General features: G+C 66.9%; 21 protein-coding genes and 1 pseudogene. 14 read left to right on the top strand and 8 right to left on the bottom strand.

Annotated features, from left to right (window positions below; genetic code table 11):
* Nucleotides 1–23 precede the first annotated feature (23 nt).
* The 3 genes and pseudogenes from RR3_RS02030 (at nt 24) to RR3_RS25075 (ending at nt 2,460) form a co-directional block, all read left to right on the top strand.
* Nucleotides 24–1,148 (top strand): DUF475 domain-containing protein, encoded by a 1,125-nt coding sequence (locus tag RR3_RS02030; protein WP_064065961.1) that lies wholly within the window; start codon nt 24–26, stop codon nt 1,146–1,148.
* A gap of 85 nt (nt 1,149–1,233) precedes the next feature.
* Nucleotides 1,234–1,701: pseudogene (locus RR3_RS25080) on the top strand (TerD family protein); the annotation flags it as partial.
* A gap of 123 nt (nt 1,702–1,824) precedes the next feature.
* Complete coding sequence (locus RR3_RS25075; RefSeq protein WP_064065962.1) at nt 1,825–2,460, top strand: TerD family protein; 636 nt, start codon at nt 1,825–1,827, stop codon at nt 2,458–2,460.
* 150 nt (nt 2,461–2,610) lie between these two features.
* Here RR3_RS25075 and RR3_RS02020 read toward each other — a convergent pair whose 3' ends face one another.
* From RR3_RS02020 to RR3_RS01995, 6 genes are all read right to left on the bottom strand, one after another.
* The gene (locus tag RR3_RS02020) at nt 2,611–4,083 is read right to left on the bottom strand and encodes a hypothetical protein (RefSeq protein ID WP_064065963.1); all 1,473 of its coding nucleotides are present in this window, start codon (nt 4,081–4,083) and stop codon (nt 2,611–2,613) included.
* 45 nt (nt 4,084–4,128) lie between these two features.
* Nucleotides 4,129–4,725: a hypothetical protein gene (locus RR3_RS02015; RefSeq protein ID WP_064065964.1), complete on the bottom strand. Its 597-nt coding sequence runs from the start codon at nt 4,723–4,725 to the stop codon at nt 4,129–4,131.
* A gap of 12 nt (nt 4,726–4,737) precedes the next feature.
* Nucleotides 4,738–6,270, bottom strand: coding sequence for a DUF4407 domain-containing protein (locus tag RR3_RS02010; protein WP_064065965.1), 1,533 nt, complete (start codon nt 6,268–6,270; stop codon nt 4,738–4,740).
* A gap of 81 nt (nt 6,271–6,351) precedes the next feature.
* Nucleotides 6,352–7,011: a hypothetical protein gene (locus RR3_RS02005; protein ID WP_139278869.1), complete on the bottom strand. Its 660-nt coding sequence runs from the start codon at nt 7,009–7,011 to the stop codon at nt 6,352–6,354.
* Nucleotides 6,971–7,906: a protein phosphatase 2C domain-containing protein gene (locus RR3_RS02000; protein ID WP_139278868.1), complete on the bottom strand. Its 936-nt coding sequence runs from the start codon at nt 7,904–7,906 to the stop codon at nt 6,971–6,973. The genes RR3_RS02005 and RR3_RS02000 overlap by 41 nt, the downstream gene beginning before the upstream one ends.
* Complete coding sequence (locus RR3_RS01995) at nt 7,903–8,619, bottom strand: vWA domain-containing protein (RefSeq protein WP_234420199.1); 717 nt, start codon at nt 8,617–8,619, stop codon at nt 7,903–7,905. Before RR3_RS01995 ends, RR3_RS02000 begins: the two co-directional genes overlap by 4 nt.
* A gap of 206 nt (nt 8,620–8,825) precedes the next feature.
* Here RR3_RS01995 and RR3_RS25070 point away from each other — a divergent pair, with 206 nt between their 5' ends.
* The 5 genes from RR3_RS25070 to RR3_RS01980 all read left to right on the top strand — a co-directional run bounded on the left by RR3_RS25070 (nt 8,826) and on the right by RR3_RS01980 (nt 13,296).
* Nucleotides 8,826–9,206 (top strand): alpha/beta-hydrolase N-terminal domain-containing protein, encoded by a 381-nt coding sequence (locus RR3_RS25070; RefSeq protein WP_234420177.1) that lies wholly within the window; start codon nt 8,826–8,828, stop codon nt 9,204–9,206.
* Entirely contained in the window at nt 9,143–9,460 is a 318-nt protein-coding gene (locus RR3_RS25065; protein WP_169833334.1) for a hypothetical protein, read from the top strand. The genes RR3_RS25070 and RR3_RS25065 overlap by 64 nt, the downstream gene beginning before the upstream one ends.
* 47 nt (nt 9,461–9,507) lie before the next feature.
* Entirely contained in the window at nt 9,508–10,413 is a 906-nt protein-coding gene (locus RR3_RS01990) for an SDR family oxidoreductase (RefSeq protein ID WP_064065997.1), read from the top strand.
* Nucleotides 10,414–10,634: 221 nt separating this feature from the next.
* Nucleotides 10,635–11,438 carry a hypothetical protein gene (locus tag RR3_RS01985; RefSeq protein WP_064065969.1) on the top strand — a complete coding sequence of 268 codons (804 nt, stop codon included), beginning with the start codon at nt 10,635–10,637 and terminating at the stop codon, nt 11,436–11,438.
* Nucleotides 11,439–11,778: 340 nt separating this feature from the next.
* Nucleotides 11,779–13,296 carry a plasmid pRiA4b ORF-3 family protein gene (locus RR3_RS01980; protein ID WP_248846404.1) on the top strand — a complete coding sequence of 506 codons (1,518 nt, stop codon included), beginning with the start codon at nt 11,779–11,781 and terminating at the stop codon, nt 13,294–13,296.
* A gap of 410 nt (nt 13,297–13,706) precedes the next feature.
* Here RR3_RS01980 and RR3_RS01975 read toward each other — a convergent pair whose 3' ends face one another.
* Together RR3_RS01975 and RR3_RS01970 are read right to left on the bottom strand one after the other, a co-directional pair.
* Entirely contained in the window at nt 13,707–14,318 is a 612-nt protein-coding gene (locus RR3_RS01975) for a CBS domain-containing protein (protein WP_064065970.1), read from the bottom strand.
* A 136-nt stretch (nt 14,319–14,454) separates the two neighbouring features.
* On the bottom strand, nt 14,455–14,754 hold the full coding sequence (locus RR3_RS01970; protein ID WP_026137682.1) for a helix-turn-helix transcriptional regulator: 300 nt from the start codon (nt 14,752–14,754) through the stop codon (nt 14,455–14,457).
* A gap of 240 nt (nt 14,755–14,994) precedes the next feature.
* Here RR3_RS01970 and RR3_RS01965 point away from each other — a divergent pair, with 240 nt between their 5' ends.
* The 6 genes from RR3_RS01965 to RR3_RS01940 all read left to right on the top strand — a co-directional run bounded on the left by RR3_RS01965 (nt 14,995) and on the right by RR3_RS01940 (nt 22,594).
* The gene (locus RR3_RS01965) at nt 14,995–15,327 is read left to right on the top strand and encodes a hypothetical protein (RefSeq protein WP_064065972.1); all 333 of its coding nucleotides are present in this window, start codon (nt 14,995–14,997) and stop codon (nt 15,325–15,327) included.
* Nucleotides 15,324–15,956 (top strand): DUF3558 domain-containing protein, encoded by a 633-nt coding sequence (locus RR3_RS01960; RefSeq protein ID WP_064065973.1) that lies wholly within the window; start codon nt 15,324–15,326, stop codon nt 15,954–15,956. Before RR3_RS01965 ends, RR3_RS01960 begins: the two co-directional genes overlap by 4 nt.
* A 95-nt stretch (nt 15,957–16,051) precedes the next feature.
* On the top strand, nt 16,052–17,563 hold the full coding sequence (locus RR3_RS01955) for a DUF3375 domain-containing protein (protein ID WP_174557537.1): 1,512 nt from the start codon (nt 16,052–16,054) through the stop codon (nt 17,561–17,563).
* On the top strand, nt 17,560–18,165 hold the full coding sequence (locus tag RR3_RS01950) for a DUF4194 domain-containing protein (RefSeq protein ID WP_040275769.1): 606 nt from the start codon (nt 17,560–17,562) through the stop codon (nt 18,163–18,165). The genes RR3_RS01955 and RR3_RS01950 overlap by 4 nt, the downstream gene beginning before the upstream one ends.
* On the top strand, nt 18,162–21,461 hold the full coding sequence (locus RR3_RS01945) for an ATP-binding protein (protein ID WP_064065974.1): 3,300 nt from the start codon (nt 18,162–18,164) through the stop codon (nt 21,459–21,461). Before RR3_RS01950 ends, RR3_RS01945 begins: the two co-directional genes overlap by 4 nt.
* Complete coding sequence (locus tag RR3_RS01940) at nt 21,458–22,594, top strand: Wadjet anti-phage system protein JetD domain-containing protein (RefSeq protein WP_064065975.1); 1,137 nt, start codon at nt 21,458–21,460, stop codon at nt 22,592–22,594. Before RR3_RS01945 ends, RR3_RS01940 begins: the two co-directional genes overlap by 4 nt.
* Nucleotides 22,595–22,647 lie beyond the last annotated feature (53 nt).

Raw genomic sequence — 22,647 nt, 5'->3', positions numbered from 1 at the left:
ACCCATAGAGAAAGGCCACGTCCGTGGTTATGCGCATATTCGGCGCATCTTTCGCCGTCACTGTTGTCGCCCTGGTCGTCGCCTTCCTCTACGGCGGTCCTCAGGCCCTGCTGCTCGCAGCCATCCTCGGCGTACTCGAGGTTTCACTCTCGTTCGACAACGCGGTCATCAACGCGACCGTGCTGCGGAGGATGAGCGAGTTCTGGCAGAAGATCTTCCTCACGATCGGCATCCTGATCGCCGTCTTCGGCATGCGCCTCGTGTTCCCGCTCATCATCGTCTGGGCAGCTTCCGGCCTCGGCCCGGTCGCGGCATTGGACCTGGCGCTCAATCCGCCGGCCGATGGTGCAGCCTACTTCCCCGACGGTCGCGCAAGCTACGAGACCCTCATCACCGACGCGCACCCGCAGATCGCCTCGTTCGGTGGCATGTTCCTCCTGATGCTCTTCTTGGGCTTCATCTTCGAAGAGAAGGAGATCACATGGCTGTCCTGGCTCGAACGTCCGCTGGAGCGGATCGGCAAGCTCGACCAGCTCTCGGTGGTTGTCGCGTCGGGGCTTCTCGTCCTCACCGCGGTGTTCCTCGCACCCGAAGGTAAGTCGTCGACGGTGATGATCGCCGGCACGCTCGGCATGATCACCTACATCCTCGTCAACGGTCTCGGCGAGCTGTTCAACGTCGATGACGAGGGCGAAGAATCGTCCGGTGGCCCCACCGACCTCGCGAAGGCAACCGGTAAGGCCGGCTTCTTCCTGTTCCTCTACCTCGAGGTGCTGGATGCGTCGTTCTCCTTCGACGGCGTGATCGGCGCATTCGCTGTCACGTCCGACCCGATCATCATCGCTCTCGGCCTCGGCTTCATCGGCGCGATGTTCGTGCGGTCGATCACCGTCTACCTGGTCCGGAAGGGCACGCTCGCCGAGTACGTCTACCTCGAGCACGGGGCTCACTGGGCGATCGGTGCTCTAGCGCTGATCCTGCTGTACTCGATCGGCCACCATGTCAGCGAGATCGTCACCGGCCTGACCGGCGTGTTCCTGATCCTCGCGGCCCTCGCCACCAGCATCATCCGGAACAAGAACAACCCCGATGACGAGGCTGACGCGGACGAAGATCCGCAGCGCGAGTCGGTAACCGTCAACGCCTGAGCAGTTCGACGTGTGGGCAGCCGGGAATGCCGGCTGCCCACACGCATCTCCGCCGAAAGGAGTCGGCCGTAGGGCCGGACACGCCATGCCTGCACTTCCCCCCGGAGCGAACACAGTTATCCACGACGGCACCGCGACATTGTCCGTGTCCGGCGCACGCCAGGGCACAGTCGACCTGATGGCCTTCCAGTTGACGGTGGACCAGCGTGTACGGAACGACGACGATTTCATCTTCTTCAACCAACCCAAGTCTCCCGAAGGCGCTGTCCGGCTGATAGGTGCGGATCGAATCTCGTTGGACCTGACGCTCATCCCCGCACACATCCACACCCTGTCCATCGCGGTAGCCCTGGACGAGAGCGTGAGCGGAAGCCTGGCAACAGTCCCCGGTCTCGGCGTCACCCTCGAACAACCGACCGGCCTGGTTGTTCAGGCACCCGCAAGCGGATTGAGTTCCGAACGGGCCGCGATTCTGATGGAGGTCTATCGTCGTAACGGGACATGGAAGGTGCGCAACGTCTCGCAGGGATGGAACACCGGACTTTCGGCGCTCGCCACGAATTACGGTGTGGACGTCACCCAGCCGGCACCACCGGCGCCGACGCCGACTCCTCCCCCAGCACCGTCACCCGAACCCACAACCGAGCGTCGCGGCGTTCCCCCGTCCCGGCCACCCGTGACGACCCCGGCAGCGCCGCCGGTCACTCTCTCCAAGATCACTCTCGACAAGAACACTCCCTCGGTAAGCCTTGTGAAGGCCGGCGAAGAGCAGGGTCTCATGCGAGTGAACCTGAACTGGAGCACCAGGGGCTCCGGTACGGGGTTCTTCGGTCGCCTTGCCGGGGGCAGCGGCATCGATCTCGATCTCGGCTGCCTGTACGAGATGGCCGACGGAAGCAAGGGCGTCATCCAAGCCCTCGGAGGAGCGTTCGGATCACGGTACGACTATCCGTTCATCGAGCTCGACGGCGACGACCGGACGGGCTCCGTGGCCGGTGGCGAAAACCTGTACATCGACCTGTCGAACCCGTGGGTCTTCAAGCGCATCCTCATCTTCGCGTACATCTATGAGGGCGTACCGAACTGGGCTGCCGCGGACGGTGTGGTCACGCTCTACCGAACCTCTGGTTCCGAGATCGAGGTCCGTCTCGATTCCGGCGACAATCGTGCGCCCATGTGCGCGATTGCGTTGCTGGAAAGCAAGAACGGCGAGATTGACGTCAAGCGCGAAGTCCGCTACATCAAGGGCGACCAGTCCCATCTCGACAAGGCGTACAAGTGGGGAATGCGTTGGACGGCGGGTAGTAAGTAGCAGCTTCTGACACCAGACGGTCGGCAGTTCGCCTGGAAGTGCGACGCTGCCCTGCCTACGGCAGGGCAATACGGCAAGTCGTCCGTCCCGTGGGGCCGACCGTCCGTACTCGTTCCCGCTGTAGCCGAACCCGTTCGGCTACAGCGGGACTTACCGAGGCGTCCAGAGGAAGCGAATGATGTCCAGGGTCGAGGACCTACGCACCGGTTCGCCTCCAACTTCTCGCTCCGCCATGTTCAGCGCATCCGTCAGCGCACCTGACAGACCGCCTGCTGAGAGCAGCATCGACCCGAGATCGGGCACTTGGAGTGACGCATCGCCCACCACCTCCGGAATTTGCGGAGGGGATACCTGGCGCAACAGGTCGTCGACCCACTCGACATCCCGCTCGGGTTCGAGCAGTCGACTCAAAGGCTCGATGTCCATCCCCGTCACAACTCGACTGGCATCCTGCAGTGCAGGCACATTCACGAAGTTGATACGGGGTGGCGTGAAGACGTGCACTACATCGCTGAGCATCTCCGTCGAACCGTTCGAGTTCGTCGCGACGAGTCTGAACTGTCCGGAACTCTGGAGAGTCACCTGGAGCGAATCGGGAGCACTGACCCCCAGGTCGTGTACCGTGCCCCATGGCGTGTGCAGGACGAGTGCTTCGTGGCCCTGGACCTGCCATCGAACGGTGACCGACTGGCCGGCGAGTCCGTGGCCGGGCTCCACTCGCAAACCGGCGACCTTCGGAAACTCGATGAGTGCGGTGTAGCGACCGTAGAAGTACCGGTACCAATCTTCGGCCGAAGGTCGGCGCTCTCGATCGCTGCCCAGTGCCGCAGCGAACATTTGCACACCAGCGGAGTCGATCTTGCCCTGCACCGCGGTCAGCTTCGGATCGATGCGCATAGACGCGCCGAGCACGTTGTACAGCAATACGGCAAGCTTGAACCGATCCGTCTCGACGTCCTGCTCGCGCGTTGCATTCGCTCCCCTTGCCTCGGGCGGACGCATCCCGGGGGAAGTCGCCTGCGCCAGCGGCGGAGATTTCGACTCGACCCGGACGGGATCCGTGTCGATCAGCATGATGGGACTGTCACGCGACTCGCTGTACAGCACGTTCGTCAGGCTGAGGTCCCCGTAGACCATCCCGTTCCGGTGGAGAAGGTGGAAGGCGCGAGCGAGCCACGCGCAGTATCGAAGCCGAGTCCGGACATCGCCGGCCTCGACGACGAGGGATGCTCCGGACTTCCTGGCATGCACCGGGTTCGCCAGCCAGTCGATGCTTCGCATGACCGACGTCGTTCGTTCGATCTGCGAGATCGAGGCTTCCATGAAGTCCTGCGGGACCATGCGCATCAAGAAGCCGACGACGTCACGACCCTTCGTCACGACCTCGCGTGGCCACGTCGTGAACCGGTCGAGGACTTCGCGGTCCTCCTGCGGCATCGACGCTCTGTGTGCGATGAGCACACGCAAGTTCTGGATCTCGGCATGCCCCGGGGTCTTGAACTCCTTGAATGCGCATGTCGGTTCCGAGAAGAGGGAATTGGGGGTATCGACCTCGTAGACCGTGCCGAATCCTCCCGAACCGAGTTCCCGGTGAACCGTCAGGTTCGCTCTGTCGATCGGCACGAATCACCCCTCCTCCGGATCCTCGTACCGAGGGACTCACTGGATTCACCCGGCCGCATTGCCCATTCCCTCGGTTATCGGACTTACGCGGTTGTCGATCCATCGGGTCACGTCGGGTTGATCCGCGGTCGCGACCTCATCCAAGAACCGGCTACATACGAGAGTGAGCCGGCCGGACGCGTCCGCGGGATCCGCAACGGTCCGCAGGGGTTTGTGCTCTCGGTGTACTCGAAAGTAGACCTCGTTCGCGTCCGCTCCGACAAGCCAGAGGAGAACCGGCCACGGAGACCGTCGGATCCTCTCCTGCTCTATCGCTCCGGCCGCCGCAACCATCAAGGTCATCCCCGCATGCGACTCGCTCGAGCCGATCGGACCGCTGCGCGGAATCGTTCCCCGCAAGATCGCCTCAGGACCAGAGCCGACCTCCAATGGCTGGAAGGAACTGTCGAACACAAGTTTCCCGCCTCGCAGGACTACGAGACGGAAGACGCCGTCGAGATGCGGTTGGGACAGCATGCGGTCGGACAATGCGGTCAACGCCGGAACGACAACGGAGGGGTTCCAGTTGTCACCTGGTAGATCGAGGACGAGATCGTTACGCAGCAGCGGATCGACATCGATGTCGAAGGACAGGTCGGACACGTGCTACGCCTTTCAGATCCTGCTCGGGTCGGGTAACGGATCCATCAATGTCCTGGTTGCGGTGCCGCCTCGAGGTGCGGGCCGTCCGTACTCGCCGTTCCCGGACCCACTCTTGTCGAGGGAGATCGACGCGGCAGTCGGCCGCGGGGGCATACCCGCCGGCGGCATACCCACGGTTCCGGTCCCACCGAGTGTCGCGGCCCAACTGTTCAGCCGCTCCGACGCGGTTGCCTTCGCGTGGTCGGTCCAACGCTCCAGCGCAGCATCGATCACGTCGACCTGGTGGGCGACCACGGCATCGTTGATTTTCAAGACCGCTGCTTGTTGCTTGTCGATACGGTCTTTCTCTGCCTCCATTTGGGCATCCGTGCGCAGCTTTTCCCGGTCACGTCTGGCGTCGATGTCGGCTGTCGCAGCCGCCACCTCGACGTCCTCTGTCTTGGTCAGAACGTCGTCGTAGGCGGTCGGCCTGCCCAAGTTGGTGAGCACCTTGAAGATTACAGGGAGCAGTTCGAGACACATGAACAGCGCGGCCACTGCATAGCGTGCCGCAGCCGCCGTGCCGTCTCCTGCCGAGAGGTCGTTCAATGCCTTGAGACGAGCGATGATGCCCTGGTTCGCTTGCTCCAACTGATAGCTGGTGTCCTGAGCCGACGAGATCTGCTCACGAAGCTGGGCGACCGTCTGCTCGACGATAGGAAGCTCGACCTGAGCATCTGCGATGCGCCGTTCGCTTTCCTCCAGAAGAGTCCCCTCGAGTTCAGCCGCCAGTCGCGCCTTCTCTCCTTCCTTGGCCTCGACCTCACGGAGTGTCGCGTCCCAGCGCGCCTTGGCTTCGTTCGCGAGACGCTTCTTCTCCACACACATCGCGGCGCAGCCGGCGATGCCGGTTCCACCGCTGCCTTCTTCTTCAGCGATGGCCAGGGCTTGGAGTCGGTCGTACTCGGCCTTCTGCTCGGCCGCCCGCTCGTTCAGTGCGTCGATCTCGGTCTGCACGGCTTGAACCTTCGGGTTGGCCGCTGGGTCCGCAGTGGGACCGGCATTGATCAAGGCACGAAGATCCGCCAGCTCTGTTTCTGCGGCCGTAAGATCTGCCGAGGCGGTGGAGTTGTTCAGGTCGGATCGAAGTTGTTCCTGCGCCGCGAGGATGTTCCGGTTCAGCTGGGCCTCGATCTCGGATTCGAAGACCTTCAGCATCAGCGGAGTCGAAATGACGACGCCGATGATGACGGCCAGCACCACGCGGGGCACGGCCAACATCAACAGCTTCTTCAGGCTTCGTTCCTGAGAAAGCCCGAGAACAAGCATCCGGTCGAGATTGAGAATCGCGAGGCCCCACACCAGTCCGGCGACGAGAGCGAGGAACCATCCCTCTGTGACACCGGTGATGTAAAGGGCGTACGCAGCCGAGATCGCCGCAAAGAACGCGGTTGTCAGCAGGACAGCACCCATCGCCGCTTGCTTGGGAATCTGTCCCGGCAGCTGCCGCAAGACATCGATTCGCGCGCCGGCAAGTCGGGCGAGGAACTGGGAGAAAGGACTCATTCGATTTCCGTTCAGAACAACGAGATTGCTTCTCGAACCTTCAGGTACGAGTGGTCGGCCGTGGGCACGGTGCGCTTCAACTCATCGCCGAGCTCTGACGTGCCATAGCAATGCCGAGGGGAATCCGACGACCAACAACGATATGCAGGCCATCATGGCGATAGCCGACGACATCTGCCAGAGACGTAGATAACCGATAGCCGAGTAACACGGCCACGCAACAGAATCGGTGGTGAAGCGGTGGACCGTCTCGCAAGGACTGTACGAAGGCGAACTCGGCGCCGCGCCGTAGATCGCCTTCGGGATGGCTGTGGCCATCTTGCTCGTGTCGGCTTCCACTGCTGCGATGGTCGGTGCCGCCATTGCTCTCAGGTCGTTTGCGAAGAACACCTGCGTCAGCGGGATCGACATCGCTACTGCCAGTATCCAGACCAGCAGAACGTACCCGCGGCGCTCACCTCGGAATCGTTCGACGTCACACTTCATCACTGCAACGGCCGACTGGACCTCTCGATGGAAGGTCCGAAACAGGTAGGCGCCCCAGAGCAATCCGATCACTGCCAGGGGTCGCCAGAGAATTCCCGCGACCGCACCCATCGCCAGAACCGGAATGCATGCCACCACGACAACGCATGCCTTTTCCGAGTCGAAGAAGGCGCCTCTCGTGATATCCCGCAATCGTGAGCTGAGGCCGGTCTTCCTAGCGTGTGGGAGCCCAGAGTGCGACACCGGTCCGGTCATCGAGAAGTCTCCTCCTTCCGAAGGACACCTGAGCTGCGAAGTTCAATGCGGTGGGAGGTTTCATCCACGACCGTTTGAGAGTCCGGGCAACTTCCCCGTCTCCCGCCCCGAACGCATCGCCGACTCCATCCGTGCATGCGAGGAGCAGCTGGCCCTCGAGCAGGGTGAACTGCCCCGGGCGCACAGATGTCCGGTCGCGCAACGGCAGAGCCGACGTCCGGTTGGTCGCGATGTCCTCGGCAGCGGCCTTGCCTCCGAGGACGGGAATCCACGCCGTCTCGTCGTCTGTGGATACGTCCGTCAGCCACAACGAGCTGTCTCCGATACCCGCGTAGCGCACCGTCCATGAGCCCGAAGCCGACACCCGGTCCACCACGACGAGGATCGCGGTCGTTGCCATGACTTCACGGACCCCGGCCACTGACGAATCCGACACCCCGAGGTTCTCCGCGGCAACTGTGACCGCCTCGGATGCGGCCTGGAACGTCTCGGTCCACCCGTCGTCGTCGCTCGACGTTGCGGCATCGATTGCGCGATCGACCAGACAGTTCGCGGCTGCCTCCGCGGCGATGTGGGACTGCGGTGCGCTACCGACGCCGTCACATACGGCGACAGCAAATCGATCCGTCTCCGGCGAATACCGCACCGCGTACGCGTCCTGACGGGGCGATCCGTCGCTTCGGTGCATGAGTCCGCGTACCGACGCCGCTCTGAGTGACCACCCGAAACAGTCGAACGCGTCGCACATCGAGTCCGGTGGCATCGCCGTGCGAAACGGCATCCCACCTCCGAGTTCGGTGTATGCCCGTCCCGGGTCACCGACTGTGTACGGCTCGGGGTGCTCGACGTCGAGAGTTCCTTGCTGTTCCAAGTCCCCTCGCAGCACCTCGCTCACACCATGTCCCAGGCGGGAGCCTGCTGGAGAACGTGCTCTGTTCCCGCCTTCTCCAAGCTCACGCGCGGCATTCCGTCTGCCGCCGACTGCGTCGAACTCACGACCGATTGAACGACGATCTTGGCGATCGCAGCCATGGCTTCGGCGCGCCCCAATCCCTGGCGGGCGATGAAGTAGTAACTCTCCCCCCGCTTCTTCGGGAACGTGATCTCCTTCAGGATCTCGCCGTTCGCATCGCCGAACCCGAAGGGAATGATGTTCGGAAACGGTTTGGCGGTCGTGAGCTCCTGGAACGCCCGCCGCCATTCACCGTCGCTGTCGGACGGGTGACCGTCCGTCACGAAGAACACCATGGGCCGATAGACGGCGCCGCCGGACTCGGTCTTCAACACCGGGAGATCCCGCTGAATCTGTTCCTTCAGAGTCCGGAAGGCTGCGGCATAGGAGGTCAGACCTTCCACATGCAGGACGTCGCCGTTTCCGATCAGCGTGTCCTGGGCAAGATCCATCAACGGAATGACCACGCGTGCGTGGTCACTGAAACTGATCAGGGAGACACGGGCGATGTCGGCCAGGATCGGGCTCTTCAGCATCTCGTTCTTCAAGTCACGGAGTGCTTGGTTGAGAGCAACCATCTCGTCCACCATCGAGCCCGATACGTCGAACACCAGGTAGAACGGCGCTAATGCAGCCTGTTCGACCTGCACGTTCATGTTCGACACCACTTGCCTCCTTGTTCCAGGTACTCGTCCGTCCGAGACGGACACACAGACGTATCGACCGACGGGCCGTTAGAGTTACGAACAAACATCGTCGGAATCATTAGTATGCGCCACTAGCTCGATACCGTCCTTGGGTGGCCCTGCTCGTCTCACGGCGGGTCGCTAAGCGGGTTAGGGATGCCCAGTGAGCACGGAACTTGGTCAGGCCGGACACCACCGGTCGAAGACAGGCCCAGCCGGCGCCACCTCTCCGTCTTCGGCCTCGTCGTCGCCCTGTTCTTCTTCGCGTCGAGCCTGAGCCATCCCTCATCCCCCACGAGTGGTACTTCCTAGGCCCGATCAGTGGCCTGACCGGGATCGTCGGCTGCGGCGTCGGCGTGCTTGTTCCCTTAACTGCCCGTCGCTGGATCGCTTCGCGGCTCACGTGGTGGCGGCAACGCCACACCGTCCGGCGGACCGCCGAGGTGTGGTTGAGCAGCCTCAGGTTCCCTAGCGATCGGGCAACCTCTCGTCGATGCCGCCTTCGCCTTCGCCATCGCCTTCGCCATCGCCGTCGTCGTCGTCGTGGGAGAGCCTGAGCCGTCAGGACCGCACGTTCGTGGTCGACGGGATGAACGCCGAGCAGTTGACCGAGCTGAACTGCACACCCGCACTCGACCGCATACGGGCGTATGTGGGGCTCGAGGCCGACGACACCACCGACGGACAAGTACAGCTGATCGTCGACGAACTCGACCGCACGAAAGTCTGGGACGGGAGATCTTCGTGGTCTGAAGAACCACCGGATCCGGATCCGGCCGGATCAACCCGACCTCCGCCTCGATCGAAATGATTCATAATGGCAACTCGGCCATCGCCGCGATTGAATACTCGTTCCTCATGAGCCACTTGAAGGAGATCGCCCTGGTCGCCGGCGCCACCCGCGGCGCCGGCCGCGGCACTGCAATCGCTCTCGGCGAGGCTGGCGCGACGGTGTACTGCACCGGCCGCACCACCCGCGAGCACCGCTCGGAGTACGACCGGCCGGAGACCATCGAGGAGACCGCCGAGCTGGTGACGGCCGCGGGCGGGGTCGGCATTCCCGTCGCCGTCGACCACCTCGATCCCGAGCAGGTGCGGCGGCTCGTGCAGCGCATCGACGACGAGCACGGCCGGCTCGACGTCCTCGTCAACGACATCTGGGGTGGCGAGAAGCTGATCGAGTGGGAAACCCCGCTGTGGGAACACGACCTCGCGGGTGGGCTGCGGATGGTGCATCTCTCGGTCGACACGCATCTGATCACCAGCCACTTCGCGCTGCCGCTGCTGATCCGGAACCCGGGCGGGCTTGTCGTCGAGATGACCGACGGCACAGCCGAGTACAACGCGAAGAACTTTCGGCTCTCGGTGTTCTACGACCTGGTCAAGTCCTCGATGCTTCGGCTTGCGTTCTCGCAGGCGAAGGAGCTCGCGCCGCACGGGTGCACTGCCGTCGCGCTGACGCCCGGGTGGATGCGGTCGGAGATGATGCTCGAGCACTTCGGGGTCACGGAGGAGAACTGGCGCGAGGCCACCGAGGAGCACTTCGTCGCGATCTCCGAGTCGCCGCGGTTCGTCGGGCGGGCGGTCGCGGCACTGGCCGCGGATCCGGACGTGCATCGCCGCAACGGCGGCTCGTTCTCGTCGGGCGGGTTGGCGCGAGAGTACGGCTTCACTGACGTCGACGGGTCGCAGCCCGACTGCTGGCGGTACATGGTGGAGGTCCAAGATCGCGGCCTGCCGGCGGATGCGACCGGGTATCGGTGAGCGCGACACGCCGGGACTACGATTGCCGCTCGCCCACAACGTATTCCACACCATCAAAACGAATCGATTGACGCCCCCGCGACGCGGTGCCACCATGTGTCATCCCCCGCGCCCGCGAGGGTCACAACTGAAGAAGGCCCGCCAGGAGCGGCAACTCCCGACGGGCCGGATGTCCGACTGTTAAGGAGTCGAACGTGGGTAACAATACCCTCGTCGGAGGCGTGCGCCGCGCGCCGCGCCCGACGAGCAACTACACCGTCGTCCGCAACGAGACGATCAACAACAAGGACCTCTCCTTCCGCGCCCGGGCGGTCTTGATCTGGCTGCTTTCGAAGCCGGCCGACTGGCGCATCCGCTCCGACGCGATCGCCGCGGAATCACCGACCGAAGGCCGCGACGCCATCCGGTCCGCGATGCGGGAACTGGCTGCGCACGGTCACCTCGTCACCGAGCGTCGCCAGAACGAGCACGGCCAGTGGATCACCGTCCAGACCGTCTACGAGGTACCGGTCCGCCCCCAGCCGGGGCCTGGAAATCCGAACCCCGGCGAACCGGACACCGGAGAACCCGGCGCTGAACAAAGAACTGAAGACCAAGAGACTGAAACAAACCCCGCACCGGCCGCCGAGCCGACGGCACCCCCTGCGCGGCAACGAGGGGTGAGCAGCATTCCGCAGAAGAAGCAGATCGCCGACTTGGCGACCGCATGCCGCGCCGCCGGCCTGACCGCGACGTTCGACTATCTGCCCGCCGCCGCGCGCTCCCAGATCGTCACACTGATCGACTCCCACGGAATCCCACCCCTGGTCACGGCGGCACGATCGACGCATCGACCGAACAACCCGACGCGCTTCGCCCACGCATGGATCCCGCTGTGGCAATCGCTGCCGCTGCCCCGCTCTCCCCTGCCGCCCCGATGCGGCCGGTGCGACGAGTACGGCTGGCTGCCCGACGACCCGCACGGCCGCGCCGTGCGGTGCCCGTGCCGTCGCGTCGACGCACCCGACCACCCGCTCGCCGCGTGAGCACCCGTCGGCGGCGAGCCGGTAGCATCTGCGGGAACTGTTCCGTGACCACCGAGGTCGGAGGCCCATGTCCCGCAAGCGCTCAGGGTCGAGTCGCGGCTCCTCTCCTCATAAACCGCTGCCCGACAATGTCGTATCGTTGGCCGCGCGCCGTCGCCCGGCGGACACACCGAGCGAGCAGTACGGCGCACTGGCACCGGAGTTCGCCGCATGGCTGATGGAGAACGCTAGGTGCTCGGCGAATCAGGCGGAGGAGTTCGTTGTCAGCGTCGCGCACGCGATCGACGCGCTCTCGCGTGCGGATTCCGGGTTTGCGACCACGGCATGGCGGAGCCGCGACGTGGACCACCTTCTCGAGCGGGTGCTGACGAGTGAACTGGTCGAGGACGACGACGAGACGCGGGCGCATATCGCCGGAGACGCCGCCGTGTTCTTGCAGTTCCTCTCGGCGACAAACCGGTGGACCGGCCAGGACGAAGACCTCGGGTACGCCCTGTCCACGCTCACGTCGTACATCGAATCGAGGCTCGCGTCTCTTCCACCCACCGAGGTCGACGAACCACCAGTCGAGCCCGAGGTCGAACGTGCCGCCTTGACGGTCGTACCGGTCGTCGCACGGCTCGACGCCCTGCTCGGCTGGATCGGTGAGCGCCGGCCCGTGACCGCGACCGGAGCGCTGAAGCGTGCCCTGGTCATGGAGGCCTTCGACGCTGTCGGCGGCAAGCGCGAAGATCTGGCACCGCGCAAGGTCCAGTCGATGTGGGACCTTCCCGTGCTGGAACAGACCTGGGTCGTTGCAGCCATGGTGGACTTGATCTCGATCGGAAAGACCGTCGTCAAGCCCGGTCCTGCCGCGCCGATGTGGCGGGAGCCGGACCGGAATCCGGGCGAGTACCTCGCCCTGTGCCGGGACGCGGTGACGCATTCCCTCATCGTCGCCCTCGGCCGGCGCGGCGAGGGGCGCCTCGAGGCGTTCCATTCCGCCCTCGACGCGGCGACCGCCGCCGTCCTGTCCGCCGGTCTCGGTGAGCACCCGCTGCCGTCCGACCCCGAGGAGCGCCTGCACGCGCTGTCCGTGCTGTTCCCCGGCATGCCGGTCGGACCGAGTTTCCTCGGCAGCATGCTCGTCGACCGCCTCGAGGAATTCGTCGCCGACGGCATCCTCGACGACGCGGACGGCTACCGCGTGCCGACACCGCTCCGTCCTGCCGTGCGGGCCGCCGTGCGTATTCTGCTCGGCGACACGGCACCCGTCGCCCTTCATCCGCCCGCGCGGTGCACCCTGCGAATCTCGTTGCGCGACAGCGAGCCCCCGGTATGGCGACGGGTGGTGGTCGACAACTCCCTAAGCCTGCTGCATCTGCACTTCGTCATCCAGAGCTGCTTCGCCTGGGAGGACTACCACCTGCACCAGTTCACCAAGGGCGAGCCGTTCACCCGTGGTCGCGTGTACGTGCCCGACGATCAGGTCGACGACGAGCTCGCGAACGGATTCAGCGACGTCGTCGACGAGGGCACGGTGACCATCGGGACGGCGCTGCCCGAAGCTGGAGCGACCCTGACCTACCTGTACGACTACGGCGACGGGTGGACGCACGACATCGTCGTCGAGTCCGTCGCCGACTTCGACGCCGAGGCGCCGCGCGCTGCCTGCGTCGACGGGCACGGCCTGGCGCCGGCCGAGGACTCCGGCGGGACGTGGGGCTGGACGGACATGCTCGCCGCAGCCGACGACCCGGCCCACGAGCGACACGACGAGGTGCGGCAGTGGCTGGGACTGCGGCCGGGCGAGCGTGTCGACTCGGAGTGGTTCGACGCGGACGAGGTCAACGGTCAGTTGCGCTCATTGTTCGGATAGCTACAGGGCGCGGCTATCGCGACTGTGGAACCTGACCAACGGGATTGCATCCGGACTCGCATTCGACCCGTGCGAATCTGCCGCCAGTGACGGCGTCGAGTTGCGAAGAGGGCCGAACTCTTTGCGTCGGGTACCGGCAGTGATTGCAGTGCATCCCGCATCTCGCCTCGGCGTTCGATGCGACGCTCGGACGGTGCAGCAACGAGGCAGGGCCGTCGAGCCCGCCGTTATCCGCCGATCCGGCGCTGGGCGGAGCACACCCACGCGGCCCGTCCCGGCCGTCACGACCGAGATCCGTCACCCTCGGTGCCGGTGCGGTTCACCGTCGGATTCCGTGGAACACGTCGAGGGACGAATGCGCTGCGACAGCGACGGCGGACGCCACGCCGAGACCGGAAACCCGTTGCGGATCAGGCATCGTCGAAGTTCCAGCTCGCGGCAGGGCGTGGGTCGTCGTCCGTCTGTCGGGGTGCGGCGGTGGTGGCGCTGCGGGTGCCCGGTACGGTGCGGGCCAGAGCGATCGCGATGCGACGTTCGGATTCGTCGGCGAACAAGCCCCGGATGGTGACGCGGCCGCCCGACACCTCGGCGCGCCAGCGTCGGGCGCCGGTGTAGTCGTCGAGGCGGCGCTGGACGCTGACTCCGATGGCCTCGTCCGGCTTGAGCGACAGCCGCAGCAGGTCCCCGCGGGAAACGATCCCCACCACGTGTCCGTCGTCCTCGACGACCGGGATGCTGCGCAGCCCCCGACTCAGCAGCAACCGGCTCGCGTCGGCCAGATCCTGGTACGCCGCGACCGCCACGGCGGGGGCAGTCATCACTTCGGCCACCGTCCGTGTGTCCTCGGACATCGTGCCGCGCAGCACATCACCGCTTGTGAGGATCCCGACGAGGCGGTCCCGGTCGTCGAGGACCGGCAGGGCGGCGTACCCCTGCTCGGCCAACAGGACGGCAGCCTCGGTCACGGGCACTCCCTGGTGGACTGTGGCGACCGGTCGGTGCATCACGTCGCGTACTCGCATGGGACACCTCGTTCCCGGGTGCATGACCCGGATCGACGAAACTATATAGGAAAAGTAAAGCACGAAATTTAAATCATGTATAGAGCCTCCTCCGTAGTTTGCAGCGCAGCCTGGCCCACCAAGTCCGGAGGCGCAGTCAGCGCAGCGCCGCCAGAAGTTCTCCGACGGTGTGGTGGGACTCGAGCGGATGGCGCAGTCGGCCTTGCGGATTCACGGAATAGGTATTGCGCCGGCCGACGCGGGTCTTGGTTACGTAGCCCTCCTCGACCAGATCGGCGAGGATCATCTGCACCGCCCGTTCGGTGATGTCGACCCGGCGGGCGAGTTCGCGCACCGTCGACTCCGTGCCCTCGGTCAGACACAGCAGCACGTGGGTGTGATTGGTCAGAAAGGTCCAGTGCCGACGCGGTGGGCCGTCGGACGCGCTCGAAGTCATGCCCTCACCATAGGTCCGATGCAATTCACGTATTGACGTTCAGGATAGAAGGTTCGGAGTGGTGAGGCGACGCTGTCGTCGTCTTCACTTCGATCACCACGCACGTCGGTTCGGGCAGTCGGTCGCCAGTGCCGCGTCGAGTTCATCAGCCCGGTGCCTCGGCCACGGCTTGCGAGCGTGCCACCTCGTCTGGCAGCCGGTGGGGTACAGTGCCCGGGCCAACTGATACCGGGGGGATTCATGGCCGAGGGACTTCGTTTGGATCCGCAGACGATCGAGGAGATCGTCGCCATCTGCGACACCATGCTCGAGACGCTGAGAGAGGCCGCGCAACAAGCAAAGAAGCTTACCGCCGCACCAAGTTTCGGGGGCTTCAGATCAGCTGAAGACCTTCGTGCCGGCTTCATTCGCAAAGCGCACGGTACGCCCGACTCACTATACGAACGGCTCGAACAGTTTGCGGCGGTACTCGAGGGCATGCGCGACACATTCTCTGCTGGGGGCGAGGGATTCCTCCATGCTGAGAACCGCCGGACCGCCGAACTGCGCGCTCTGGGCCAGGACGAGCTGTGACCTCACGCCGCCCGATAGGTGCGACGGCGGGTGTTCTGGTGCTCACTGCGGCACTCGTGGGCTGCACCGCCCCCACTCACACCGCAGTCTCCATCGGCGAAACCCCGTCGCACTCGACCACCACAACTCGAGTGCCGCGTCTGACGGACGAGTCCGACCGACCTCTCGTCGACTTCGATCCGTGCCTCGATATCCCCGACCACGTGCTTGCTGCCGCCGGATATGACCCGAGCTCCGAGACCAACGCCGACTTCGCTGCTACCCACTACACGATGCTCGGATGTTCCTACGACGGAGCTCTCCGAATTCCCGGACTCGACACCTATAAGTTGACGGTAATGTCGGCCAACTTCGACTGGGCGGTGGAACTGCAGAAATCCGCCGACAACGGGGACGACGTCACTCCCATTGACATTGCCGGTCGGCGTGCGCTCCTGAAGACCAATCAGTCGTTTCCAGAGAGTTGCGACATAAGCATCGAAACGACGTACGGTGTCCTCCTCTTCCTCCTCGTGGTCTTCGGTTCCGAAGTCGAGTACCTGTCCAAATCGCAATGGTGTACCGGACTCGAAGACACCGCCGAGCGCATCGTCGCCGTCCTCGACGACTTCGAGTCACACACCCGCTGACTCGGTACCCATCTGGCTTCGCCCTGGAAGCCGACCTCGAACCCGCCCGAGTTCGCCGGACCACGCCCGCGACGCTGTCTCCCCCGTGTGTCAGCATGGTCGAACCCGATCTCGGAGGGAGCGTCGTGTCCACCGCCGACCTGCACCGCCTGACGCGTCTGCGCCAGGAGCACCCGGCGTGGGCGCTGCTGCGGTCGGACAATGCGGCCGCGGTGCTGGCGTTGCTGGGCCGGCACTTCGACCGCGGCACGCGACGGTTGCCGGCCCCGGAGCTGTTCGCCCGCCTCGATGCGGACCTGCAGGAACTGCGCGACGAGGGCTTCGAGCTGCCGCGCACCGGTCAGGCCTACTGTGCGGACTGGGTGCGCGCGGGCTTCCTGCTGCGCCGCGCGAGCGCCGACGCCCGGGAGGAGACCCTCGAGCCGACGGAGGCGACGTTCGCCGCGCTCACGTTCGTCGCGGGCCTGACGACCGCTACCAGCTCGGTCACCGAGTCGCGGCTGACCACCCTGTCGAGCCAGCTCCAGGCGCTGGCGCGGGACTCGGATCCACGCAGCGAGAGCCGCCTGGCGGCGTTGCGGGCCGAGCGCGACGAGCTGGACCGGCAGATCGCCGCCGTCGAATCCGGTGACTTCCCCGTGCTGGACGGGAACCGCGCGGTGGAACGGTCCGCGGAGATCCTGGCGCTGGCCGGGGAGATACCGGGCGACTTCGCGCGGGTGCGCGCCGAGTTGGAGTCGCTCAACCGGGAGCTGCGGGCCCGGATCCTCGACGACGAGGGCGACCGCGGCGACACCCTCGGCGAGGTGTTCCGCGGGGTCGATCTGATCGGCAGCTCCGACGCCGGCCGCAGCTTCGCCGGCTTCTACGACATGATCATCGACCCGGAGCGGTCGTCGCAGCTCGACGACTGGATCGAGGCGGTGCTGCAACGCCCCTTCGCGCAGCAGCTCACCACCGAGCAACGCGGCCGGTTCCGCACCCTGCTCACCGAGATGGAGGACGCGGGCGGCGAGGTGCACGCGACGATGACGTCGCTGTCGCGTTCGCTGCGCCACTTCGTGCAGTCCCGCCACTACGAGGAGCACCGGCGTCTGCAGCGGCTGTTGCGCTCGGCCCAACAGCAGGCCCTGCAGGTGGCGCAGCGCCGCAAACCATACGACCTGCTGGACCTCGAGCTGGTGCGGGTCGGCATGAGCATCGATTCGGTGGCGGCGCTGCGGCTGCACAACCCGGCCGACGACCTGGTGGCCGAGCCGGTGGTGACGCAGCCGGTCGGCGAGGTGGATCTCGCGGAGCTGCGCCGCATCGTCCGCGAATCGGAGATCGACATGGACGAGCTGGCCGGCAACGTCGCCGCCACGCTGCGTTCCCGCGGCAGCGCCACGATCGGCGACGTGTTGCGCGATCATCCCGCCACGCAGGGTCTGGCCAGCGCGGTGGGTCTGCTGGTGCTTGCCGCGGAGCACGGTCACCGCGTCGACGGCACCGAGGAGATCGCGTGGACGTCCCCGTCGGGCGCGACCCGCGTCGCGACGGTGCGCCGGCATCTGTTCGACCCGACCGACACGGAGTTCACCGCCCGCATCACCAAGGACGCGTCATGACCGAATCGACCACCCGCACGGGGCTGTATCCGGGCGACACCGGCGAACTCGACCTCGACACCCGCCGCGCGCTGGTGCAGCTGCTCAAAGGACCGCTCGTCACCGCCGACAAGCACCCGGAGGTGTGGCGGACGGTGATCCGTGACGAGCGGGTGCTGCGGTCCCGGCTCGCGGACGTGTTTCTCGATCTCGTCGTCGACGAGGACGATCAGCTCGCGTTCACCCGCCCCGCCGACACGGGCGACCACAAGGCTCCGACGGTGCTGCGCACCGAGCGGCTCACGTTCATGGACACCGTGATGCTGCTGGCGTTGCGGCACCGGCTGCTGCGCGCCCAGCCGGGCGAGCGGGTGATCGTCGACTTCGACGAGGTGGCCGGGCAGCTGGAGATGTACCGCGCGGCGACGAGCACCGATCCGGCCGGCTTCCGCAAACGGGTCAACGCGTCGTGGGAGAAGTTGAAGAAGTACACGCTGCTGGCATCGACGTCCACGGAGGGCCGGATGGAGGTCTCGCCGGTGTTGCGGCAGTTGTTCGACGCCGATCAGGTCGCCGCCGTCGAGGCCGAGTTCCGGCGCATCGTCGAGGAGGACGCGCCGTGAGCGCCGCACCCGTCCACCCCGGCCAGTTCCGGCTCGCGCGGGTGCAGGTGGTCAACTGGGGCACTTTGCACGGGCATCACGACATTCCCGTGGCCCGCAAGGGTTTTCTCATCACCGGGGCGTCCGGCTCGGGCAAGTCGACGCTCATCGACGCGATCTCGACGGTGCTCATGCCGGGCGGCAGCGTGCGGTTCAACGCGGCCGCGCAGGAGTCGGCGGCCGGGTCGGGCCGCAACTTCGTCAGCTACATCCGTGGGGCGTGGCGGCGCGAGGCCGACGCCGACACCGACGCGCTCACCGCCTCGTATCTGCGCACCGGCGCCACGTGGAGCGCGGTCGCACTGACGTACAACGCCGCCGACGGCGCGGCCCCGGTGGCCCTGGTCAAGCTCATGCACCTGCGCCGGGGCGCCAACGCCAACAACGAGATCTCGCACCTGCACCTGATTCTCGACACCGACCTGGAGCTGACCGACCTCGAACCGTTCGTCGCGCGGGGCATCGACACCCGGGGCATCCGCAAGCGCTGGCCGGATGCGGTCGTGAACCCCAGCTACGCGCCGTTCGCCCGCGCGTTCCGGTCCAAGCTCGGCATCTCGTCGGAGGCCGCGCAGCGGCTGCTGCACCGCACGCTGTCCGCGAAGAGCCTGAACAGCCTCGACCAGCTGCTGCGCGACTACATGCTCGACGAGCCGCCGACGTTCGCGATGGCCGAGCGGGCCACGACCCAGTTCCGCGAGCTGCGCGAGGCGCATCGCGTCGTCGTCGACGCCCGTCGTCAGGTCGAGACGCTCGAGCCGCTCGTCGCGCTGGCCGACGCCCGTCGCACCGGTCTGCAGGCCCAGCGCGACCTGCAGGACGAGACCGATCACCTCGACGCGGTGCACGCCCGGATGACGGTGGACCTGCTCAGCGACAGGCTCGACGAGACGCGGGCGCAGACCGGTCTGCTGCAGGCCGCCGCGGACAAGACCGCCGACGAGGCCGACCGCGCCGGCGAACGCACCCTCGATCTGCGGGTGCGCGCCGAGAGCGCCGGCGACGGCCGGCTCGCAACCCTCCGCGTGCACAAGGAGACCGCCGAAACCGCACTCGAACGAATCACCCAGCAGCGCAGACGGTTCGACGTCGCTCTCGCCCACTGGGAGGCGGAGCCGCCGGGCACCGCGGACGACTTCGCGCATCTGCAGGCCCAGCTCGAACGGGAACTGCGCGAGCTCGACGCCACCGCCGACACGCGCAGGGCCGAACTGTACGAGGTGGCCGGTGCGCTCGCCGAACGCCGGAAGACGATCCGCGCGCTGATCGCCGACCGGGAGGTCCTGGCCCGGCGCCGCTCCAACCTCGATCCCGACCTGCTGCGCGCCCGGGAACTGGTGTGCTCGGCGGCCGGCCTCGGCGAGGACGCCCTGCACTTCGCGGGCGAGCTGATCGCGGTGCGCGCCGAGCACGCCGAGTGGACGGGTCCGATCGAGCGGGTCCTGGGCGGATTCGGGCGCACCCTGCTGGTGCCCGACGAGCTGTATCCGCGGGTGGCCGCCGCCGTCGACGCACACCACCTCGGTGCCCGCCTCGTGTACCGGCGGGTCCGCACCGGCGTCGGCGTGCCGGACGCACCCACCACCGCCGACGGCTCGCTCGTCCGCAAACTCGAGGTGCGCCCCGGCCCGCTCGCCGCGTGGCTGCAGCACCACCTGGCGGACCGCTTCGACTACGCGTGCGTCGACACCGCCGACGACCTGCGCCGCGTCCCGCGGGGCGTGACCCGGGCCGGGCAGGTCAAGCACGGCGGTGACCGGCACGAGAAGGACGACCGGCGGCGCATCGACGACCGCAGCCGCTGGGTCCTCGGCTTCGACAACGAGACCAAGCTCGCCGACCTGCGCCGGCGCATCGGCGACGCCGAGACCGACGTCGACGCGCTGCAACGGCGGCAGGAGGCGCTCGAGCGCGCCGAGTCCGCGATCCAGCAGCGACGGCAGGCCGCCGCGGTGATCCGCGAGTCCGTGTGGGCCGACGTCGATGTCGCGGCGGCGGGCAGCGCGGTGGACGCGATCGAGGAGCGGCTGCGCGAGTGGATGCAGGGCAACACCGAATACGCCACGCTCACCGCGGATCTGGCCCGCGCCGAGAGCGAGGAACGCGCCGCCCGGCAGGCGCACACCGCGGCGCTGGCCAAGCTCGAGCAGCACCGGGACGAGCTGACCCGGGTGCAGGCGCGACTCGACGACGCGCAGGCCCACGCCGGCACGGCGGTGCCCGACCTGATCGCAGCGCGCATCCGGGCCCGGTTCGCCGCGGCGGTCCGCCGCGTCACCGTCGACAACATCGACCGGGCCCTGAGCACGGTGGGTCGCGCGATCAACGAGGAGATGCGGTCCGCGCAGCGCGACACCGCGGACGCCGAGCGCCGCATCACCGCCATCCTCACCGGCTATCTCGCCGAGTGGGAGGCGCGGCGCGCCGAGATGCGCTCCGAGGCCGAGTACGTCGACGACGCCCTCGCGGTGCTCGCCCGGCTGCGCAGCGACGGCCTGCCCGCCTACGAGGACGAGTTCTTCCGGCTGCTGCGCGAGCAGTCGCACCGCAACATCGGGGAGCTGGCGCGCGCGATCCGCAAGGCGCCGGGCGAGATCCGCTCGCGCATCGAGCCGGTGAACGAATCGCTGCGGCGCTCGCCGTTCGACACCGACCGGGTCCTGCGCATCGACGTCAAGGACCGGCGCTCCCCCGCCGCGTCGGAGTTCCTGGCGGAGCTGCTGCAGATCACGAGCGGCGCGTGGAAGGAGGAGGACCGGGCCGCGGCGGAGCGGCGGTTCGAACAGATGGCGGCAGTGCTCGAACGGCTCGACTCCGGCGAGCCCGCCGACCTGCGGTGGAAGCGCCTCGTGCTCGACACCCGCCTGCACGTCGGATTCATCGGGGTGGAGGTCGACCCGGAGGGCCACGACGCCAACTATCACGACTCGAGCTCCGGCCTGTCGGGTGGGCAGGCGCAGAAGCTGGTGTTCTTCTGCCTGGCGGCGGCGCTGCGCTATCAGCTGGCCGCCGCCGGCGAGGAGTTGCCGCGCTACGGCACCGTGATCCTCGACGAGGCATTCGACCGCGCCGACCCCGCGTACACGCGGCGGGCACTGGACGTGTTCACCCAGTTCGGGTTCCACATGGTGCTCGCCACCCCGCTCAAGCTGCTGCAGACCCTCGACGACTACATCGACGGCGTGGCGGCGGTGAGCATCCGCGACAAGCGCTACTCGCAGATCGCCCTGTTGCCGATCCGCGACGCCGGCACGTGAGCGCACTGTGCGTGCCGCCGTCCGAGGTCGCCGGTAAGGCCCAGGCCGCCTACCGCAGCCGCCGCACCCGATGGATCACCGATCCCGCTGCGGCCGAGTCGGATTCGCTGTCGATCGCGCTGCATCCGCCGTCCGAGCGGCGGGTCGCGCAGGATCCCGACTCCGTCGTAGCGTGGGTGCGGGCCTGGCACGGCTACCTGGGCGCCGGCCGGGTCGAGTGGGAGACGCGGCGCTGGCCGAGCTTCGGCACGCAGGAAGTGCCGGTGCGCCTGCTGCTTTCGGGCGCGACCGAGATTGCCGCCGCGGCCGCACGAGCGCCCGAGTGGCGCACCCTCACCGAACGGCGGGCGCGCCTGCTCGACGGACTCGGCCCCGGGACCGCGACGCTCGCGACCGCGATCGCCGCGACGCATGCCCGCTGGCTCGAGCTGGAGGAGCCGGACTTCGCGCGGCTCGTCGCGGCCGTGCGCTGGCTGGCCGAGCATCCGTCGTCGGGGCTGTTCATCCGCCAGCTGCCGGTGCCCGGCGTCGACACCAAATGGGTGTCGCGGCACCGCGGTCTGGTCGAGACGCTGCTCGAGGGTGTGCGCGGCGACCGTGACCTGGGGGTGCGGTCGCTGCCGCGGATGTGCGAGGTGGCCGTGTGCGACCGGACGCTGCTGGCGGCGGCGCCCCGGATCTTCGCGACGTCGCTCGACGAGCTGGCGGCACTGCCGGTGACGCCGGCCCGCACCCTGATCCTGGAGAACAAGGAGGGCCTGCATGCGCTGCCGGACCTGCCGGCGACGGTGGCGGTGCACGGCGGGGGCTACGCGGTGCACGAGCTGGCGGACGTGCCGTGGCTCGCCGCCTCCGACGTCGTGTACTGGGGTGACCTGGACACGCACGGTTTCGCGATCCTCGACCGGCTCCGCGGCCACCTCCCGCACGTGCGCAGCCTGCTCATGGACCGCGACACCGTCGAGCGGTGGCGCGACCTCGCCGTGCCCGAGGCGTCCCCCACCCCGCACGTGCCCGCGCACCTGACCGGGCCGGAACGCGACGCCCTCGACGCGGTGCGCACGGAAGGGCTTCGGCTCGAGCAGGAGCGGATCCCGTGGCCGTACGTCGTCGCGCATCTCGCGGCACTGTAGCCACGGGCGTCGAGCCTGTCGCACGCCGGTGTTAGAGTCCCCGCGTCGATTCG

This window comes from Rhodococcus ruber NBRC 15591 (assembly GCF_001894945.1).
Lineage (GTDB): Bacteria > Actinomycetota > Actinomycetes > Mycobacteriales > Mycobacteriaceae > Rhodococcus > Rhodococcus ruber.
This window is presented reverse-complemented; position numbering and strand designations above follow the sequence as displayed.

Excerpts from the sequence above, each read along its gene's own strand:
- RR3_RS01955 (WP_174557537.1), top strand. The coding sequence starts at position 16,052 with ATGGTCGAACCCGATCTCGGAGGGAGCGTCGTGTCCACCGCCGACCTG.
- RR3_RS02005 (WP_139278869.1), bottom strand. The coding sequence starts at position 7,011 with ATGACCGGACCGGTGTCGCACTCTGGGCTCCCACACGCTAGGAAGACC.
- RR3_RS01950 (WP_040275769.1), top strand. The coding sequence starts at position 17,560 with ATGACCGAATCGACCACCCGCACGGGGCTGTATCCGGGCGACACCGGC.
- RR3_RS01975 (WP_064065970.1), bottom strand. The coding sequence starts at position 14,318 with ATGCGAGTACGCGACGTGATGCACCGACCGGTCGCCACAGTCCACCAG.
- RR3_RS01970 (WP_026137682.1), bottom strand. The coding sequence starts at position 14,754 with ATGACTTCGAGCGCGTCCGACGGCCCACCGCGTCGGCACTGGACCTTT.
- RR3_RS01995 (WP_234420199.1), bottom strand. The coding sequence starts at position 8,619 with ATGAACGTGCAGGTCGAACAGGCTGCATTAGCGCCGTTCTACCTGGTG.
- RR3_RS02010 (WP_064065965.1), bottom strand. The coding sequence starts at position 6,270 with ATGAGTCCTTTCTCCCAGTTCCTCGCCCGACTTGCCGGCGCGCGAATC.
- RR3_RS01965 (WP_064065972.1), top strand. The coding sequence starts at position 14,995 with ATGGCCGAGGGACTTCGTTTGGATCCGCAGACGATCGAGGAGATCGTC.
- RR3_RS25065 (WP_169833334.1), top strand. The coding sequence starts at position 9,143 with ATGCCGCCTTCGCCTTCGCCATCGCCTTCGCCATCGCCGTCGTCGTCG.
- RR3_RS01990 (WP_064065997.1), top strand. The coding sequence starts at position 9,508 with ATGAGCCACTTGAAGGAGATCGCCCTGGTCGCCGGCGCCACCCGCGGC.